Below are 15,800 nucleotides of genomic sequence, written 5' to 3' on the forward strand. Positions count from 1 at the left end.
CTTTTGATTAAATTTTCTTAATAAACACAATTATTCAACGTTTTCAGGGAAAAGTCAATGGCTTTTTCCAATTTAATTTCCTACATGAACAAGTCAGCAACAAGAACACCAGCAAGTCCGACAAGTGAAAGCACGGTGACCATCAATGTCCACGTTTTAAAGGTTTGAGCCATCGATAGGTTAAAGTATTCTTTATAAATCCAGAAACCTGCATCATTCACATGAGAGAACGTGATACTGCCGGCACCTGTTGCGATCACCATTAATTCAGGGCTGACACCCGTCAGGCCAATCAGTGGTGCAGAAATGCCAGCAGCCGTGAGACCGGCGACAGTCGCTGATCCTAAAGAGACACGAAGGACAGCAGCAATGAGCCAAGTCAGAAGCAGGGGAGAAAGTGTGCTTCCTTGCATGATCCCTGCAATGTATTGATCGACGCCGCTATCAATGAGCACCTGTTTAAAGGCTCCGCCGCCCGCAATAATTAATAAAATCATGGCAATAGAGCCGATAGAATCCGTGATGGACTTCATCACGTCCTGCATGCTCTTTCCTCTTCCAAGCCCAAACGTGTAGATGGCAAGCAGCACTGAGATTAATAGTGCAATCGCCGGTTCGCCTAAAAACTCAGCGGTAGGCAGCAATGGGGAGGAAGGGAAGAAAATTTCTAAAAATGCTCTGAATGTCATAAGCAATACAGGCAAAACAGCGGTGAAAATGCTAATGCCGAAGCTAGGCATTTCTTCTTCTGTGAATTCCTTTGGATTAAATAAGTTCTTTGGGATATGTGCGTGCAACTGGTCTTTTTTAAATAGTTTTGTAAACAGAAGTCCACCTACTAAAACAGCAGGAATCGCTAAAATAATCCCAACCAATAAGGTTTGTCCCATGTTTGCTTGAAAGACATTCGCAATGGCAGTCGGCCCTGGGTGAGGAGGGAGGAAGCCGTGTGTGGTGATGAGAGCAGCGACAAGCGGCATGCCCACATACAGCACAGGAAGTCTTGCAGCCTGAGCGATCGTAAAGACTAATGGAATTAAAATAATGAATCCGGTTTCATAAAATAGAGCAATTCCAATCACAAATCCAGTCAGCATTGTCGCCCATTGGATTTTTCCGATGCCAAATCGGTCAATGAGTGTCATCGCGATACGCTGAGCACCGCCAGAATCAGCCATCAATTTCCCAAGCATCGCTCCAAAACCGAGAACGAGTGCCAGGTGTCCGAGCGTACTGCCAAGTCCTTTTTCGACGGAAGCAATCGCTTCTAGCGGTGTCATTCCTTCTAACACAGCAACAATTAAAGAGACAATAATCAAAGAAATGAAAGCGTTTAACTTAAAGACAACCATGAGTAAAAGTAATAACAAAACGCCAAGTCCAATAAACACTAACGACATGATCTTTCCTCCTTTGTGGTGCATAAGGGGGCGCAAACACCCCCTATGCCTTATCCTTCAAGTATGTCTACAGCTTCTTTTAACGTATCCTTTGACCCAACATTTCCCGGGAAAATCACATAAGACATGAAAGGGAATTTACTTTCTTCTCCTGTTTGCCAAACAGGGATCCCTGGTTTGATTTGACCTGCCACGGTCGCACGTCTCACGCTAAGTCCTCTTGTCCCAATATCGCTGGAAGTAATTCCGCCTTTGGCAATGAGATACTTAGGACGAATGGTGAGGCGCTGGACAATACTTGTCACAGCATCACTAATCTGTACAGAGAGCTTTAATTCTTCCTCTTGGCGATCATCCCCAAGATCAAGCCGTTCTCTTCTTGTATAAACAGCCACAGATTGACCTGCTGCCAACAGTGCTTCAGTTTGCTGGATGACGCGATCAATTTCTTTGCGAAAGGCATCGGACTCTAACACGAGGTGGGTATTAAATTCAATAAAAGCCATCTCTTTATTTTGCTCAAGCGCTTTTAATTGTTCTGTTGTTTTTTTTACATGAGAACCGATCATAATGAGACCACCATGCGGGCTTTCTTCTTGTATCAAGTCACCTCTTGTTAATAAGGCTTGATCCCCTATACCGCCAAGTACTTTTGTGAGCGCCGCCGCACTTCTGAACATCAGCTGCTGTCCTGCTTGAATGGCTTCAATGAGAGCGGTGACAAAGACTTTGACATCGTCATAGTCCACTGCGTTTACAACCACCTTTTTGAAATCTTTCACACCCATGAGCTGTTGTTTGATTTGATCGATGCGTAAAGCCCGCAGATCAGCTAACGAAATGTAGGTCGTGTTCTCTTTTGTGAACAATCCCTCTGACTTTTCTTCAATCCATTCTCCTAGATGAGAGGATTGAAAGCCGAATGTACGGTCTCTTGCAAATTCTGTGGCACCAGCAGGAATTAATTCGTGTCCTTCCTGTACGTAATGAATATTGTCGATCGTAAAGCGTCCGCCTTCTTGGAAAAAGGGAAGAAGGATTTCTCCATCGAACTGGCGGGAGCTTTGCTGTTCAATGGTCGTTTTGAGTACCTCAGTTTCAAGCGGAAAGTGTCCGCGAAGAGTAGAATCTCCTCGGCTGACAATGATGAATTCCTGTTTAAGCCGTTCAGCCACCTTTACAATGGTTGCAGCAATTGTTTCGTGTGCAGCGGTAGTTTCTTTCTCAGTCATACTGCGAGAATTAGTCAAAATAAAGAACATGCGGCTCTCTTCAAGAAAACCAGCCTCAATGCTTTCTTCTGACCAATTGGTGAAAACAGAGACGCCATGTACGGTTTGAATCCCTGTTGGATCATCATCTAAAACAATGACTTTATGCTGAAAGCTGCTGAGTGCTTGTTCGTATGCTGATTGAATGGCCTTTGAATCTGCTTTCGGAATGGCATTCAATATGTCAGTGCTTTGCTTCATGACCATCTCACCCTTTCTTTACTTCGACATGAGCCATTTTTTCGTAATATTGAACGATGCCGCCATGATCAAGCCCGGATTTTCCGTCTGATTTGAGGGCGTGGAAGATTTCAAGCAGCTGGCTAGAAAGCGGAAGAGGAACACCGATATCATGAGCAGTTTCCATGACATTGGTTAAATCCTTTAAGTTGATGTCGATGCGTCCGCCAGGTTCAAAATTTCGTTCTAAGATGAGAGGAACTTTTGCATCGAGAACGGCACTTCCTGCCAGTCCGCCGCGGATGGCTTCATACATCTTATCAATGGCAATGCCTGATTTAGCGGCTAGAACGAGCGCCTCGGACATGGCCGCAATATTTAAGTTGACGATGATTTGATTGGCAAGCTTAGCTGTTGTCCCGCTTCCATTTGTCCCGACTAATACGACCTCAGTGCCCATCGCAAGCAGGACATCCTTCACTTGCTCAAAGATGGATTCTTCGCCGCCAGCCATGATGGCTAGTGTTCCGTCTATTGCCTTCGGTTCTCCGCCGCTGACAGGTGCATCGATAAATTCCACCTGATGCTGTTTGGCAAGAGCAGCTAAAGCCCTAGAGGTTACAGGAGAAATTGAGCTCATATCTACGATGACAGTGCCAGGTGCGGCTGTCGTTAAAATGCCTTGATCACCTGAAACGACTGCCTCTACATGCTCTCCTTTAGGAAGCATTGTGATGATGATATCGCTTTCAGAAGCTGCCTCAGCTGCTGAAACAGCACCTTTTGCTCCGGCTTTCTGTAACGATCGAATCGCTTCCTCATTTAGGTCAAAAACCGTTAAAGTATGACCGGCTTTTAATAGATTGAGTGCCATAGGTTTTCCCATAATACCTAGTCCAATAAATCCAATCTTCTTTGTCACGTTGTCCGCCTCCTATATAGAAAACCCTTACAAAAAGCGCTTTCTTTTCATTATGTTAGTATATATACTATCTTTTAAATTTAATAGTAGGAAATAAACTATTGCTCACTTAATGTACATGACGTGATAGGAACGTGTCAACGGAAAATATGAAAAAAGTCACAAAAAAAGACCGGAATCAGCTCCGGTCTTTAGCGTTTATGTTTTATTTTTAGCTACGGCTAATCTAGATCGTTTCACGTTTTCAATGGCATTTGATCCTAGCTCTAAAACAGCGGCGACGTATAGTACATCAATGATCACAAGCTGGTTGATACGGGAGATCATGGAGTCCGATCGATAGGTTGTCTCTCTGGAAGAGCTAAGCAGATGAAAATCAGACCGTTTTGCGAGCTCAGATTTCGGATAGCTGGTAATAGAAGCAACCCTTGCCCCCTTTTCTTTTGCAAACTGTACGGCGTCAAGAATTTCTCTGCTTTCTCCTGAATGGGAGATTGCGACGATAAAATCGTGTTCCGTGGCGTGTGTTGCAATCATATTCATCATATGCGGATCACTGCAGAGGCTCACTTCAAAACCAAGCTGCAGGAACTTATGGTAAGCATCACCAGCAATAAAGCTGGACGCACCTGCTCCAAAAAAGACGGTTTTATGTGCCTGTTTCATGTGTTCTATGAATTGTGTGACGGCATGATCCTCTAAAATATGCTTCATATCTTGAATAGAGTTTGTTGTTAACTCTATGACCTTATGTTTAATGTCAGCTACACTATCGGATGCCTCGATCTCGCCGTATATGGATTGAGGTGTATTGGTCGCGATATCCTGTGCAACATGGACACGAAACACTTGATACGATTCATAGCCAATTTTTCTTAGAAAACGAAAGATCGTCGTTTCACTTGTGCTGCATTCAGCAGCGAGAGCACTGATAGAATGAAGCACAACTTTCTGAGGGTTTTGTAAAATGTAATTGGCAATCTTTTTCTGGGTTGGGGACAAACTATGAAACGTCGTCCGAATGTGACTAAAAATATTCTCTTCTATGATAAACACCACACTTCATCTAGCATTCTACATTAAGCATACAGGAACTTATGAAAACGGTAAACAAACCAGATGTGGAAAAATGAAGAATAATATGGAAAAAATACTTCTTTTGGTTCTTTTGTCATGGTATACTCATTTGGTAATAGACAAAAATGGGGGTTTTTACTATGACAATGAAAAAAGGCCTAACGATCAGCCTGCTTATTTTCTCACTGATTGTTTCCTTGTTTGCGCCAGTTGGATCTGCGGATGCCAAACAAGCAAAAAAAGCAAAAGTAAGCACACACTATTATAAAAAGAAAAAAACGTTCAAATATGCACAGGTGAAAAACCTAAGCAAGGCGCATATGAAAACCATCAATCGTGATTTAAAAGAAGATATCGCTTTCTCTTATTCTACTTACTTGTTCTTAAAGGATGAAGCGAAAAAGGAAGGCTTTGGGAAGATCACGTACGAGAGATCGTTTAAAACGAAATTTAACAATGGGAAGAAACTAAGTATCTTAAACTATGACTACATGAATGATGGCAGCATGCACGGGGACACAATGGTTTCCAGCATGAACTATGTGTTAACAAAGAAAAAAACAAAGCAGCTGTTCTTGACTGACGTTGTGAAAACAAAGAAAAAGCGTACGAAAGTAAGAGATTATATTTATAACTACACAAAGAAACATAAAAGTAAATTCTATGCGAACCTGAAAAAAAGTGACATTGAAATCAACTACAACACGCAGTTTTACTTCACGAAAAAGGGAATTGCTGTTGTCTTCCAGCCATATGAAATTTCACCTTATTATGTTGGAATTCCTATGATTCAAGTTCCTGCGAAGGTATATAAATAAAAAGAAAAACGACCACTGAATCTGGTCGTTTTTTGCTGTTTATGCAAACAAAAAAGAGCCCCTCATGAGGCTCTTTTATTTGGATTTATACTTGTTTAGGTGCTTCGTTTAGTGGGTGACGGCGTTTTCCGTTGTAGTGGCGGCGCATACGAAAGATTTCAAACTCCGAAAGCTCTGCGCTTTTTCTTTTTTGGGTGCGGTTATCTTTTTTGAAAGAGAATAGTAAGTAGCAGCAAAGTGAAGCGATAATCAATAAAATCATCATATGACATTCCTCCAATTCATCCTATTCTTTAAGTGTAGACAGGGTGAGTGATGTTTATAACTGAAAATAAGCAGCAGAATCGGTTTAGTCCTTAAGGTTCATTTGATCTGCTATTTTAGGTCTAAAATACTGGTTGTTTTTAACTATTATATTTCCAGTTATTTCACTCGTCAAGAAGAATTTTTTCTGGGGTTGTCTCTATTAGTACGAATAAGTGTCATAAAAGTTTCAGAAAATTGTAAACTTTTATTAAAAAACCGTTCCCGAACAGGAACGGTTGTAAACATGTCTATGCTTTTTCTTCAAATAGACGGGCAATTTCAACGATAACTTCGGTTGCTTTCACCATGTTTTCAACGGAAATAAACTCATATTTACCGTGGAAGTTTTCCCCGCCTGTAAAGATGTTTGGCGTTGGTAGACCTTTATATGAAAGCTGGGAGCCATCTGTACCGCCGCGGATTGGTTCAATGACCGGTGTGACTGAGCGATTTTCCATGGCTTCATGAGCTATGTCCACAATATGTTTCACCGGCTCAATTTTTTCTCTCATATTATAATATTGATCCTGAATGCTGAGGGTGATGCTGTTTTCTCCGTAGGTGGCTTTTAAGTCATTTGCTATTTTTTCAAACAATGCCTTGCGATTGTTGAATTTCTCTTTATCAAAATCACGGATAATATATTGCAGCTCCGCCTCTTCTACTTCTCCTACAAATTTCGTCAGGTGGAAAAAGCCTTCGTAGCCTTCTGTATACTCCGGAGATTCGTCAGAAGGAAGTTTGTTGTGAAAGAGCATCCCGATTTTCGCAGCGCTGACCATTTTGTCCTTAGCTGTTCCTGGGTGGACGTTGTTTCCTTTAATGGATACTTTCGCACCTGCTGCGTTGAAGCTTTCATATTGCAGCTCGCCAAGCGGTCCGCCGTCAATTGTGTAAGCATAGGAAGCGCCAAAGGCATCAACATCAAACTTGTGCGGCCCTCTGCCAATCTCTTCATCTGGCGTAAAAGCGACGCGGATTTTTCCATGCTTGATGTCTGGGTGTTCGATTAGGTAATGCATAGCTGTCATAATTTCTGCGATACCAGCTTTGTTATCTGCACCAAGTAGGGTTGTGCCATCTGTTGTGATCAGTGTATGTCCTTGGTACTTTTGTAAATTTGGAAACTGTTGTGGAGATAAAACGATATGTAGATCTTCATTTAAGGTAATGTCGCCGCCTTGATAGTTCTCATGAAGCTGCGGTTTTACATTTTTGCCGGTGAAGTCAGTGGCTGTGTCGATATGAGCCAAAAAGCCAATGGTCGGCACGTCTTTGTCTGTGTTAGATGGGATCGTTCCCATGACATAGCCGTTTTCATCCATTGTCACTTCTTGAATCCCGATGGATTTCATTTCTTCAACAAGCTGTCTCGCCAGGTTCAATTGTCCTTCAGTAGATGGGCAGCTTCCTTTTTCTGCATCTGACTGCGTATCTACCTTCACATAACTTGTGAAACGCTGAATCATTTCCTCTTTCATCTATACGTCACTCCTTTTGTAGAATACGTCCATTTTATCACGTCTTGAATGCGCTTCATAACAAGAAAGGCTTTCTCTGGCAATTAGAGAGGAAAAAGACCTACTTTCATTAGGTGATGTGCTGAATGGTTCTTTAGGGTGATTTTTTTGGGTGTCTTTTTATTTATAATGAGGACATATAAAATCATCCATTTGTACGTTAAATTGGGAGAAAGGGGTGCGAAAGTTGGATTCTAGTCAAACGCTGGCACTCGCTCAAAAGTTTCAGGAAGCGGCTGATGAGATTCGGCAGTCAAAGCAGCTGCTGGAGAATCGGCTAAAGGCAGTAGGATCAGGCTGGCAGGGAGAAGCAAGAGATAAATTTGATCAAAGCTTTGAAGAAACAACGGCACGCTATGATCAATTTGAAAAGGATTTGCTTGAAACAAGTCAGGAACTGCGGGATGCAGCGGTCAAAATAGAGGAGCGTAAAGCTGAAATTGCCAGAATGGAAGAGCTTGAGCGAAAGAGAAGAGAAGAACGGAGAGAAAGAAACCGAGAAGGGAGATGATGTGATGGCACGTGACATTGTGGTTGATCCAGATCAGCTGACAGGGCTGGCGAATGATTTTGTAGGCGAGCTGTCAGCCATTGAAACGAAGCACCGCGATTTACATAGTGAACTGGACGGGCTGATTTTAGGCTGCGATCCTCGGTATAGAAGCTGTTTTTCTGGTGTCGGGGATGCATGGGGAGCAGGACAAGCGTTAATCAGCAAATTGAGCAGCGATGATATTGCCATTCGTCATGCAACAGATAAAATGGTCGAAGCAGATGATATATTGCGGAAATTGTACAGCATCTATGATCAATATGGTACACTCACGAGCTTAGCAGGTATCGTGATGATGCAGGCAAAATATTACGGGCTTGGGATGACGACCTTCATTAAAGAGAATGGCCGATATGCAGCGCAGCATTCAAAGCTGCTGCTTGATCTGACCAGCCGGGTAGAAGGAACGAGATTTGACCGGTTAGCAAGGATTTGGCTGAGTAAAAAAGAATTATTAAAACGATCGAACTGGCCGATGGCTGACTTGGTCCATAAGAAATTCACAAAATTTTATCCTGACGATACAGTTGCGTTCACAAACAGTGTCCGTGATTTTACAAAAGGAAGTATTAATTGGAAGGACACAGCTGCGATCAAGTCTGTTCTGAAAAATGGTGCAAGGTTTGCGAAAGGAAATGCCATCATTGCAACAGTTGTCACTGGTGCAACAGAAACAGTTGGCTGTGGATTGAAAATTGCCGAGAACTATGCAGAATTCGGTGATCAGCCAGAAGTCCTTAAGCGTGAAAATGCAAAGGCTGTTGGAAATGCAGTGAACAATACGGTCTTTATCGCTGGCGGTTCTGTCGCAGGTGCCGTTGTCGGCGGCGCTCTTGGAAGCTTTGCAGGTCCGATTGGAACCGTTGTTGGCGGAGCCATTGGTTCAGCAGTAGGTGGATTTATTGGAGAAAAAGTCGCCAAGCTGACATCCGGTTTTGCTGAACAGATGGCAGTGAAATTAAAGGACCCGATTCATGCGGTCGTGGATAACGGGAAAAAAGCATTCGAACTGGCGGGTCAAGGTGTGAAAGCAGTCAATGATACCATTGATCAGGCGAATCAGGTGATACATAAAGGGATAGAAAAAACAAAAGAAACCGCAGATTCGCTCATAAAGGGTGCAGGCGATTTCTTTAAAGGTGCATTTTCTTTTGGATAAGGAGAGATCAAGTTGGATCAGCTAAGTCTAAGTATTGAGGAGCTCATCTTTAGTTTTTACAGTGAAGGCTATTTTGAACAAGGCATGTCCTTAAAGGAAGCGTATTATCCTGATGTTGAGGACGAGCGCCTTGGGTTTTTATTTGAAATTGCGTGCCGTTCTTTGCTCGCAAAAGGTGTACTGGAATTTCGAAACAGACAATACCGTTATAAAGCGGAATACCGTCATTTCATCCAGGCGATGAATGATGCCTCTTACACCGTCAAGGCGTCTAGATTTGGAGATTTAGACGAAGAAGTCAGCACCTCCTTTCACACAACTCAGGCGGGTGTATATGCGCATCATACGCTTTATGATCAACAAGTGCATCAGATTCGTAAACTGAGCGGCGATCAGCAGGCAGAAGAGCAAGTGACAGCCTTTTTCAACATACAGATGAATGATCACCCTGAACCTGTCATTAGCCTCCAGGCAGAGGAATTTGAAATGCTGTTAGAGCAAGCAAGCGAAGCAAAAAATGAGTGGCCATCCTTTCTGAATCAAGCAGAGAATCAAGAGCTCGTGAAGGCATTTGTTTCTGATGTACAGACGAGAAAAGGAAAGATGGATTCCCTCATGAAGGTCGTCTATGACAAAAATAATACGCCTGATGTGGAGTCCATGATATTTGTGATTCCAGGTGAGAACCAATCGTGGCTTGTATCAGGAATAAAAGAAAATGAATTTCGCATTGAGACGGCTCATCAAGACGGGTTCCGTTCTATATTCTAATGGAGAAAAGGAGAATGACGCTTGAATCCAAGTGAAGTAATAGAAGTAAGGAGCAGACCTTTTTTAAGAGTATGGGCATTCTTAGCAACGGGCGGCTTCGGTATCATCGGTATTTGGTTATTTTCAGAAGCTCTTACATTTGAATCGAACTATACATTGTTTTTATTTTTAGGCGGACTTTTAGGTATTGTCTATGGCTGGATCTCCTTTTTAATGATTTTGCCTGCTTTTACGAAGAGGGGAAATGTGATTTTTCGCATTCAGCGCGGAGAGAATGGGGCTGTGATGCATCGGGAGCGAACGATCCCTTTTCAAGATATTCAATCAATCGACATGCGCAGGCATCGTTACAGTATAAGAGGATTTCTTTTCATGGATGTGCTCATTCGGAAAGTAGATGGGAAATTGATCAAAATTCCGGCGTACAGCATTTTAGATGAAGAAGTATTTGAGCAGACCGTCAAACAGGAGATCTATCCATATTTACATCAGTCAGCCCAAGAAAATTGGAGACAGCAGCATGGTCAGGGAGAAGAGAAGACCGACTAAGCTGTTTTTGTCAGAATTCTATAGGGTGAGACGCCACTTTTTCGAAGAAATCGTGTATGATGTCAGTAAAGACTTCGGAGAGGTGATGAGAGATGGATAAAGAGATGGTAATCGACCTCGTCACAGAACAAATGGCACGAATTCGAAAAGAAAAGGATTATACGCAGGATCGTATGGCGGAGGTACTTGGTCTATCGAAACGGCATTTACAGCAGGTTGAAAAAAACAGGCTGCGTCTCAACTGGACGCAATCCGCGGCCGTATGTGCATTATTCAGGGATAGTGACATTCTGAAAGGGACTTTAGGGGATGACCCGCTCGAGATTTTGGAAGTTGTGGCACATGATGAATTACATCTATCAGTAGATCGCACGATTGGCGGAAAGGTTTGGTGGAGGACGTCTATCAAAAAAGGCACGTTTCGCCTTCAGCAAAATGTACTTAGTCAGCATTACCGCATCTTAGATGAGGAGAATTATCGCTATTATAGTTCGTTTAATAAAGAAGAAGCGAAGCGGCGGCTAGAGGAATTAAGCCAGCTGTCTTCTCCATATTGAGATTGGAAAAGGAAAGAGAGGCACCTTTTTGATAGGTGCCTCTCTTTTCTGTGTTTATACTTTTAGAGTGTTTTTCGCCCGAATAAAGGCAACAAGCTGTTTGATTTCTTCATCATTTAGGGGAACGCCGTCTACATGAATGGTGCCTTCTTTTGCTTCCGTCAGTTCAATTTTGATATCAGAGATTTTACGTTGTATCTCTGGCTCGTCCGTTCTACCAAGTAAAAAATCAATGGACGTATCATACAAATCAGCCAGCAGCTTCACTGCTTCAAGCGAAGGTCGTCGGTACCCAGATTCGTAACCGGCATAGGTGCTTTTGGCGATACCTAGGCGATCTGCCGTATGCTGGAGAGACCATTTTTTCTTTTTTCTAAGAGTGGTTAAACGATCGAGTATCATACATGAACGCTCCTTTATTTACAACAACAGTATATCATATTTTGACATAGAATGTACGCGTTATGCGTAACAATTTCTTGATTAATTCGCGTTATGTGACTATAATGGCAATGAAGGTACGCGTAAAGCGTATATTATAGAATAGCACAAGCTAGCTTATAATATGTGTGACAAACGGAGTAATTTTACGAAAGAGGTGGACCTGTTGAAGAAATTATTGCTTTTAACGACTGGTGGGACGATTGCATCTGTAGAGAGTGAAAATGGTTTAGCTCCAGGTGTTAAAGCTGAGGATCTTTTGAGCTATTTAAATGAAATTAATGCAGAATATACAATGGACACAAAGTCCCTAATGAGTATAGATAGTACAAATATGCAGCCTGAATACTGGGTTGATATCGCAACAGCCATTTATGAGAATTATGATCAGTACGACGGGTTTGTCGTGACTCACGGAACCGATACAATGGCCTATACATCAGCAGCGCTGTCTTATATGCTGCAAAATCCTGATAAGCCGATCGTGATTACAGGTTCACAAATTCCGATTACTTTTAAGAAAACAGATGCGAAGAAAAACATCACAGATGCGATTCGCTTTGCATGTGACGGTGTTGGCGGCGTGTATGTCGTGTTTGATGGCAGAGTCATCCAAGGAACACGTGCGATCAAACTAAGAACGAAAAGCTATGATGCATTTGAAAGCATTAACTACCCATATATTGCATCAATTGAAAACCATCAAATTGAATACAATAGCAAAGTAAAAAGAACACCAATGAAACCGCTTAAATTAGATGCATCCTTGAACACAGATGTGTGTCTGTTAAAATTGCACCCAGGCCTGAAGCCTGAGTTTTTAGATGCAGTCAAAAGCCTGTACAAAGGCGTCGTCATTGAAAGCTACGGCAGCGGCGGAATTCCTTTCGAAGGAAGAAACCTTTTAGAAAAGATCAACGAATTACTGGAAGAAGGCATTTCTGTTGTCATCACCACTCAGTGTCTTGAAGAAGGCGAAGACATGAGTGTATATGAGGTAGGACGCAAGATCAATCAAGAATTGGTGGCACGTTCAAGAAATATGAATACAGAAGCTATCGTGCCGAAACTGATGTGGGCACTAGGCAAAACAACAGATCCAAGAGAAGTCAAAAAGATTATGGAAACGCCAATCGCAGAAGATTTAGTGATTTAACTATTCTATAGAAAGCAGGTCATAAGAGATGGTTCAAGCAACTTATCGCTATGAGAAGGATTTTCTTGGTGAAAAAGAAATTCCAGCAGACGTGTATTATGGGGTTCAAACCCTTCGTGCGAAAGAGAATTTCCCAATTACAGGATATCGAATGCACGAGGAACTAATCAGAGCCTTTGCCATCGTGAAAAAAGCAGCAGCTCAAGCCAATATGGAAGTTGGACGTTTATATGAGGGAATTGGAAATGCCATCGTTCAAGCGTCTGACGAAGTCATTGAAGGCAAGCTTCACGAGTACTTTATTGTCGATCCAATTCAAGGCGGCGCAGGAACGTCCATGAATATGAATGCCAATGAAGTGATTGGAAACAGAGCATTAGAAATCATGGGACATCAAAAGGGTGAATACATCCATTTAAGTCCAAACACACATGTGAATATGTCGCAATCAACGAATGACTCATTCCCAACGGCGATCCATATTGCTGTGCTCAAGCAGTTAGACATTCTGCTTGAAACAATGCAAGCCATGCAGGACGTCTTTCAAAAGAAAGCAAAAGAATTCGATCATGTGATTAAAATGGGTCGTACGCACCTGCAGGATGCTGTTCCAATCCGTTTGGGACAGGAATTTGAAGCTTACAGCCGCGTGCTGAGCCGTGATATTAAGCGGATCAACCAATCGAAGCAGCATTTATATGAAGTCAATATGGGTGCGACAGCTGTTGGGACGGGCTTAAACGCAGATCCTCGTTATATTGAGATTGTTGTAAAGAAGCTCGCTGATATATCTGGTCTTCCTCTTGTAGGCGCAGAGCATCTTGTGGATGCAACGCAAAATACAGATGCGTACACAGAAGTATCCGCCGCTTTAAAAGTATGTATGATGAACATGTCTAAGATTGCCAATGACCTTCGCTTAATGGCATCTGGTCCGCGTGCAGGTCTTGCTGAAATTGCATTGCCAGCCCGTCAGCCTGGATCATCCATTATGCCTGGGAAAGTCAATCCAGTCATGGCAGAGCTCATTAACCAAATCGCATTCCAGGTTATTGGGAACGACCACACGATCTGTCTTGCCTCTGAAGCAGGTCAGCTTGAGTTAAATGTGATGGAGCCTGTTTTAGTCTTTAACTTGCTTCAATCTATTAGTATAATGAATAACGGATTCCGCTCATTCACAGATCATTGCTTAGTGGACATTGAAGCAAATGAAAAACGTTTGAAAGAATATGTAGAAAAAAGTGCAGGCGTGATCACTGCCGTGAACCCTCACTTAGGCTATGAAGCAGCCGCTAGAATTGCAAGAGAAGCCATCTTAACAGGTCAATCGATCAGAGATCTTTGCTTGCAGTACGATGTTTTAACGGAAGAAGAACTTGATATTATCTTAAATCCATACGAGATGACAAAGCCTGGCATTGCGGGGGCAGAGCTCCTAGAGCGATAATAATATCAAAAATTTTATTTTATTAATATGTGGAATTGCCTGTGAAAAAGAGAAAAACAGGCAATTCACTTTCTTTCGAATTGACACACTTTTTTAACAATAATTTGAAAACGCTTAACGCACGTACAAAGGGAGGAAACAACATTGAAATCACCACGTCTACCGTCTATTTTAGAAGTCGTGTCTGTACTTGGCTTGTTTTTAGCAATTGTTTTATCTTTTACTCTTTACTTCAAATTAGATATTCAGTTAGCATTGTTTATCTCATGGTTTATGGTTATTGCTTTAGGTATTCGATTGGGGCATTCCTATAAGGATCTCCAAAATGCGATCACAAAAGGGATATCGAATGGGTTAGATGCTATTTTGATCTTAATTGCAGTAGGTGCACTTGTTGGAACATGGATTGCAGGTGGAGTTGTTCCTACGCTCATCTATTATGGTCTAGAGTTTATTCATCCTAATATTTTCTTATTAGCTACACTTGTCATCTGTGCAATCATGTCCATTGCAACAGGAACTTCTTGGGGGACGGTTGGAACGGCTGGGATTGCGATGATCGCAATTGGTGAAGGTCTAGGTATTCCACTTCCAATCGTTGCAGGGGCCGTCCTATCTGGTGCTTATTTCGGAGATAAATTATCTCCACTATCAGATAGTACAGTGCTCGCTTCTTCTCTTTCAAAAGTGGACGTGCTGGCGCATGTTCGAGCAATGATGGTTTTATCCATACCAGCCTTTGTCATTACGGCAATCATGTTTACGGTTACAGGCTTTATGTATGGAGGACGCAACATTGATCAAGATAAAGTGGAATTTTTGAAAAATGCTCTTCATGATACATTCACAATCAACATTTGGATGGTTATCCCAGCAGTAGTGGTTGTCTTACTGCTCGTATTTAAGAAACCTTCATTGCCTGTTATTGCCATTGGTGCTCTTTTAGGATCGATATGGGCCATGGCTTTCCAAGGAATGAATCCAGCAGACGCGATTGGTTCAGCATACAATGGCTTCTCTATTAATTCTGATGTAGATTTCTTAAATACGCTGTTAAATCGTGGCGGTATTGTGAATATGCTTGGATCTTTAGTTGTGATTATTCTTGGACTTGGTTTTGGTGGAGTGCTTGAATATCTAGGTGTTTTAAAAGTTATTGTCGCTTCTTTCGAGAAGAAATTATATAATGCAGGAAATGTCACCCTATCTACACTGGTTGTGGCGTTCTTCGCAAACATTTTTGGCTGTGCGATGTATGTTTCATTAATCCTCACACCAAAAATTATGGAAAAAAGCTATGATAAATTAAAAATAGACAGACGTGTCCTATCTAGGAACGCTGAGGTTGGTGGAACAATGACGTCTGGTATGGTTCCATGGTCAGATAACGGAATTTACATGGCAGGGATCCTCGGCGTATCGACATTCTCTTATTTACCATTTATGTGGTTGAGCTTTGTCGCCATTGGTCTTGCGATCATTTACGGATATACAGGAAAATTCATTTGGTACGTAAAAGATCAAGAGGAAAGAGAAGAAACAGCTTCATAAGCCTTTGCAAAAGCCGCTCCTGCACGGGGCGGCTTTATTTGTCCTAGGACCGAGAGACTATATGTGACATAAAGCAAATGAACGGGAATTTAGACCTCCTATAAAAGAGGTCGAAAGGG

General features: G+C 42.2%; 16 protein-coding genes. 9 read left to right on the forward strand and 7 right to left on the reverse strand.

Annotated features, from left to right (window positions below):
• Nucleotides 1-80 precede the first annotated feature (80 nt).
• The 4 genes from V6Z54_RS08250 to V6Z54_RS08265 all read right to left on the reverse strand — a co-directional run bounded on the left by V6Z54_RS08250 (nt 81) and on the right by V6Z54_RS08265 (nt 4,829).
• On the reverse strand, nt 81-1,400 hold the full coding sequence (locus V6Z54_RS08250) for a gluconate:H+ symporter (protein ID WP_024423918.1): 1,320 nt from the start codon (nt 1,398-1,400) through the stop codon (nt 81-83).
• 50 nt (nt 1,401-1,450) lie between these two features.
• A complete protein-coding gene (locus V6Z54_RS08255; RefSeq protein ID WP_073978971.1) occupies nt 1,451-2,872 on the reverse strand; it encodes a four-carbon acid sugar kinase family protein in 1,422 nt (473 codons plus the stop codon).
• Between the two features lie 7 nt (nt 2,873-2,879).
• The gene (gene garR, locus V6Z54_RS08260) at nt 2,880-3,773 is read right to left on the reverse strand and encodes a 2-hydroxy-3-oxopropionate reductase (protein ID WP_075612156.1); all 894 of its coding nucleotides are present in this window, start codon (nt 3,771-3,773) and stop codon (nt 2,880-2,882) included.
• Nucleotides 3,774-3,971: 198 nt separating this feature from the next.
• Nucleotides 3,972-4,829 carry a MurR/RpiR family transcriptional regulator gene (locus V6Z54_RS08265; protein ID WP_175297110.1) on the reverse strand — a complete coding sequence of 286 codons (858 nt, stop codon included), beginning with the start codon at nt 4,827-4,829 and terminating at the stop codon, nt 3,972-3,974.
• Nucleotides 4,830-4,990: 161 nt separating this feature from the next.
• Here V6Z54_RS08265 and V6Z54_RS08270 point away from each other — a divergent pair, with 161 nt between their 5' ends.
• Complete coding sequence (locus V6Z54_RS08270; RefSeq protein WP_073978795.1) at nt 4,991-5,668, forward strand: DUF3298 and DUF4163 domain-containing protein; 678 nt, start codon at nt 4,991-4,993, stop codon at nt 5,666-5,668.
• Nucleotides 5,669-5,753: 85 nt separating this feature from the next.
• Here the strand turns inward: V6Z54_RS08270 and V6Z54_RS08275 are convergent, their stop codons facing one another.
• Nucleotides 5,754-5,933, reverse strand: a complete 180-nt coding sequence (locus V6Z54_RS08275) for a hypothetical protein (protein ID WP_039182574.1) — start codon at nt 5,931-5,933, stop codon at nt 5,754-5,756.
• Between the two features lie 289 nt (nt 5,934-6,222).
• On the reverse strand, nt 6,223-7,455 hold the full coding sequence (gene pepT, locus V6Z54_RS08280) for a peptidase T (protein ID WP_041087563.1): 1,233 nt from the start codon (nt 7,453-7,455) through the stop codon (nt 6,223-6,225).
• Nucleotides 7,456-7,681: 226 nt separating this feature from the next.
• On the opposite strand from pepT, the gene V6Z54_RS08285 reads away from it, so the two are divergent.
• The 5 genes from V6Z54_RS08285 to V6Z54_RS08305 all read left to right on the forward strand — a co-directional run bounded on the left by V6Z54_RS08285 (nt 7,682) and on the right by V6Z54_RS08305 (nt 11,083).
• A complete protein-coding gene (locus V6Z54_RS08285) occupies nt 7,682-8,005 on the forward strand; it encodes a WXG100 family type VII secretion target (protein ID WP_024427532.1) in 324 nt (107 codons plus the stop codon).
• A gap of 4 nt (nt 8,006-8,009) precedes the next feature.
• Entirely contained in the window at nt 8,010-9,206 is a 1,197-nt protein-coding gene (locus V6Z54_RS08290) for a glycine zipper domain-containing protein (RefSeq protein WP_041088592.1), read from the forward strand.
• Nucleotides 9,207-9,218: 12 nt separating this feature from the next.
• Nucleotides 9,219-9,977: a hypothetical protein gene (locus tag V6Z54_RS08295; protein ID WP_041087566.1), complete on the forward strand. Its 759-nt coding sequence runs from the start codon at nt 9,219-9,221 to the stop codon at nt 9,975-9,977.
• Between the two features lie 21 nt (nt 9,978-9,998).
• A complete protein-coding gene (locus V6Z54_RS08300) occupies nt 9,999-10,526 on the forward strand; it encodes a YfjD family protein (RefSeq protein WP_041087568.1) in 528 nt (175 codons plus the stop codon).
• Nucleotides 10,527-10,618: 92 nt separating this feature from the next.
• A complete protein-coding gene (locus V6Z54_RS08305; protein ID WP_041087570.1) occupies nt 10,619-11,083 on the forward strand; it encodes a helix-turn-helix transcriptional regulator in 465 nt (154 codons plus the stop codon).
• 54 nt (nt 11,084-11,137) lie between these two features.
• Here the strand turns inward: V6Z54_RS08305 and V6Z54_RS08310 are convergent, their stop codons facing one another.
• Nucleotides 11,138-11,485, reverse strand: coding sequence for a helix-turn-helix transcriptional regulator (locus V6Z54_RS08310; protein WP_039182556.1), 348 nt, complete (start codon nt 11,483-11,485; stop codon nt 11,138-11,140).
• Between the two features lie 205 nt (nt 11,486-11,690).
• Between V6Z54_RS08310 and V6Z54_RS08315 the strand changes: the two genes are divergently transcribed.
• From V6Z54_RS08315 to nhaC, 3 genes are all read left to right on the forward strand, one after another.
• On the forward strand, nt 11,691-12,680 hold the full coding sequence (locus tag V6Z54_RS08315) for an asparaginase (protein WP_041087573.1): 990 nt from the start codon (nt 11,691-11,693) through the stop codon (nt 12,678-12,680).
• A gap of 28 nt (nt 12,681-12,708) precedes the next feature.
• Entirely contained in the window at nt 12,709-14,130 is a 1,422-nt protein-coding gene (gene aspA, locus V6Z54_RS08320; RefSeq protein ID WP_041087575.1) for an aspartate ammonia-lyase, read from the forward strand.
• Between the two features lie 144 nt (nt 14,131-14,274).
• A complete protein-coding gene (nhaC, locus tag V6Z54_RS08325; protein WP_041087576.1) occupies nt 14,275-15,681 on the forward strand; it encodes a Na+/H+ antiporter NhaC in 1,407 nt (468 codons plus the stop codon).
• Nucleotides 15,682-15,800 lie beyond the last annotated feature (119 nt).

Origin of the sequence: Bacillus sp. MAG717A (genome assembly GCF_036884855.1) — a bacterium.
GTDB lineage: Bacteria > Bacillota > Bacilli > Bacillales > Bacillaceae > Bacillus > Bacillus safensis.

Coding starts and splice junctions, on each gene's coding strand:
- V6Z54_RS08250 (WP_024423918.1), bottom strand. CDS start 1,400: ATGTCGTTAGTGTTTATTGGACTTGGCGTTTTGTTATTACTTTTACTC.
- V6Z54_RS08255 (WP_073978971.1), bottom strand. CDS start 2,872: ATGAAGCAAAGCACTGACATATTGAATGCCATTCCGAAAGCAGATTCA.
- V6Z54_RS08270 (WP_073978795.1), top strand. CDS start 4,991: ATGACAATGAAAAAAGGCCTAACGATCAGCCTGCTTATTTTCTCACTG.
- V6Z54_RS08275 (WP_039182574.1), bottom strand. CDS start 5,933: ATGATGATTTTATTGATTATCGCTTCACTTTGCTGCTACTTACTATTC.
- pepT (WP_041087563.1), bottom strand. CDS start 7,455: ATGAAAGAGGAAATGATTCAGCGTTTCACAAGTTATGTGAAGGTAGAT.
- V6Z54_RS08290 (WP_041088592.1), top strand. CDS start 8,010: ATGGCACGTGACATTGTGGTTGATCCAGATCAGCTGACAGGGCTGGCG.
- V6Z54_RS08305 (WP_041087570.1), top strand. CDS start 10,619: ATGGATAAAGAGATGGTAATCGACCTCGTCACAGAACAAATGGCACGA.
- V6Z54_RS08310 (WP_039182556.1), bottom strand. CDS start 11,485: ATGATACTCGATCGTTTAACCACTCTTAGAAAAAAGAAAAAATGGTCT.
- aspA (WP_041087575.1), top strand. CDS start 12,709: ATGGTTCAAGCAACTTATCGCTATGAGAAGGATTTTCTTGGTGAAAAA.